This window comes from Bradyrhizobium sp. CSS354, from assembly GCF_029051725.1.
GTDB lineage: Bacteria > Pseudomonadota > Alphaproteobacteria > Rhizobiales > Xanthobacteraceae > Bradyrhizobium.
In genome coordinates, this window is the sequence record NZ_JAACFU010000059.1 from 1 (window position 1) to 2,714 (window position 2,714).

Genomic DNA, 2,714 nt, shown 5'->3' on the forward strand with positions numbered 1-2,714 from the left:
GGTCGTGGTGACCTCGGTCAATCGGCTGGTGGCGGTTCGCCCGCACTCCGCTGCAAACGTTGAGGCGCCCGATCCGGACATCATCATGAGGCGCTCGCGACCTCGGAAAGGACCATGACCCCAGCTACGACATCAACCCTAAGGGCCAACAGCTGCAGAAGTGCCAATTCATCCGCCCGGGCAGCGTCGATCTGCGCGTTTTCGTGTGTAGCGCCGAGTTTGTTGAACCGTCCCTATAACAAAAGAATTCCCGCCAACTCTAATTAGACAGCAGAACTGCTTGTTTGGCGGACCCAGTGCCAATTATCTTGTTTGACGAGGTTCGGCGGGACCGGCAACTGAAGCAAAGAAGCTTTCGCGGAGTTCTCGCCATGATTGAAAAATCAATGGAACGTCGCGCTCTGCCGCGCGAGGTCGTCAATGTGCCGGCATTGCTTTCCTTCGACGGAATTATGGGGGTGCATCCTTGTGTAGTGCGCGACATCAATGCCTTTGGCGCTTGCCTTTCCGCGCCCTATTACATATTCGCTAGCGAATTTGATCTATTGTTCAGCGGCTTTAACAAGACGTTTGCCTGCCGAGTGGTATGGAGGCGGGCAACCATTTCGGGCGTGGTGTTCGTTGTGCGGCGCCGCGCACCAAAGCCGGAGAGTGCAAGCATCATTCAGCTTAGTCTGCCCAATGCACTCCTGCCGGCGCGGCCCGTAGGCGACGTGTGCGTCCTCCCTTTTGATATGCATTGAGCTGATAGTCTGGCATCGAATGCGTAAGCGGCTCGTGACAGCCGCGATGATGAGCTGTCGCGGGCGGGATTGGGCTAAAGGCAAGTTTGACGCGCTATCCAACAGATGTACAAGAATAAGTGCGGACAGCGAGAACACCAGCATGGCGACGCTACTCACACAGGATGTCCGCCATCCAGACTTGCGGCCGCGCGGTCGCCATGGGATGGGGTGCCGGTGGTTCGCTAATGACCGTAGGCGCTCCAATGAAAATGGGTCCCCTCCGAGCGGGACCCCTATCCCCCAAAATTCTCTCAGGCAAAACCCCAAATCGACGGCCTAAAGCGCCGTTCGCTGCTCGGCTGGAGCGGCCTAGGTAAGCCCGGGAGTTCTAAGGAAGCCTGAGCTTAGGATTTCCTGATGTCCGGTGAGACGCCCTGAACCGTCAGAGATTCGACGCCCCCTGGGGGGCCTTACGTCTTTGGCGGCTTCGACTTGATATCCACAAAATGGGAAAATCTCGACAACGACAAGAGTCGGTCTTTTCCATAGGCGCACCTCACCGCAAAGTCCCTATTCGACAGGGTTTGGGGGGCATATTTTGAATTGAGTATTTGCGTGTGAAGGCCCATGTCGGTGGTTGCTCCCCTAAGTTGTAGAGATTTTACCCCTTAGGCCCGAAAAACGCACACAGGGTCAGGGCCTCGGCCTGACGACAGGGTTCCCTCACGCTTTGACGCGCGAAAAAGGTACTGCATCGCCGAAAACGCGAGCGCGGCCGAGTGCCCGGCTTCCGTCGGTCTGCCCCGCCCTCCGCACATTACAGCCAGAATTCCTGTTCATTAACCATACAGGAGACGCGGAACGATACTTGCTGTTGACCCCCGGCGGGGCTGTGGCGTGCGGAGCTTGTTCAGGAATGGGACGAAACCAATCGACTTCAAAGAAGCCGAGGCAAAGTTTGAAACGCCCCGGGTCAGACAAGCAGCCGAAAGAGAAGATGCGGCCTGCGGGCCTCGCATTCAGCCGAAAGCGAGATGTTCTGAGGCGCGCGGACAGCAGTCTCGAAAAACTATGGGCAGAAGTGAAAAACCTGCGAGAGCAAGTTAGAAAGGCCGAGGGCAAGCACCTGCACTGACCGGCTACGTTGCGGCCCGATCAATGCGCAGGTCATCGATCCGTTTCCCGGATCTCAACTGCTTCCTTACCCAGCGAGGCTGCTTGCCACGTCCCGCCCAAGTTTCCGATCCATTTGGGTTTCGGTACTTTGGAAGAACTTTGGGATAAGGACGCCGGGCGCGAGTAGTTTCCGACGCCGCGGGTCGCAGCTTCGCCAATCGCCTTTCCAGCTCGCTTTTCTCAGCTGTTAGTTTTGCCTTGAGAATGGAATCGACCTGGCCGCGGACATCCCAAAGCTCCTCTATGGACATCTCCACAAGCGTGCTCTCAACGTCTTTCATAGCGTGCTCCGTTCAGGTCCCACTGGTAAAATCGTCCCACTTAGATGTGGTTCCTGTAGGGAACCGGTTGGGCATGGGCATGACCTTTTAGCGCCTTCTTCTCGTCGAGAGAGTGACCTCCGAAGAGAGCGCTCTAACAATCCTGCGTGGATATCTACCCAGAACGCACGTCGGTGTTGACGCAGATCTTCGCATAACTGCGGTGCGACACGGCGACACGCGGCGGCCGACACACCATGAGAGGAGACCGCGTGCCGCACCGAGAGCGCCGCCTGCCTGATTTCGCAGAGTTGAGAGCAGCTCTAACATGGTCGTTAGATGGCTAACGATCCGAGCTGGTCGAGTGCGGCCAACCGACCGTCACCAGCGCAGCCGCTCTGGCATTCGGCGGCACAGTCAGTTCAGATTGAGCTGCTGCCGGTTTGAAGGACACCGAGATAGGGTGTTTGATCAAGCCGGAGGTGGGCTATGCAGAGACGCAAATTCACTCGAGAGTTCAAGATCGAGGCGGTCAAGCTTGTCAGGGAGCGTG

Annotated in this window: 2 protein-coding genes; one reads left to right on the forward strand and one right to left on the reverse strand. The window is 57.2% G+C overall.

What is annotated here, in order from left to right; translation table 11 throughout:
• Positions 1-371 precede the first annotated feature (371 nt).
• Positions 372-743: a PilZ domain-containing protein gene (locus GWG67_RS38560; protein ID WP_275174868.1), complete on the forward strand. Its 372-nt coding sequence runs from the start codon at positions 372-374 to the stop codon at positions 741-743.
• A gap of 1,121 nt (positions 744-1,864) precedes the next feature.
• Here the strand turns inward: GWG67_RS38560 and GWG67_RS38565 are convergent.
• Positions 1,865-2,182: an H-NS histone family protein gene (locus GWG67_RS38565; RefSeq protein ID WP_275174869.1), complete on the reverse strand. Its 318-nt coding sequence runs from the start codon at positions 2,180-2,182 to the stop codon at positions 1,865-1,867.
• Positions 2,183-2,714 lie beyond the last annotated feature (532 nt).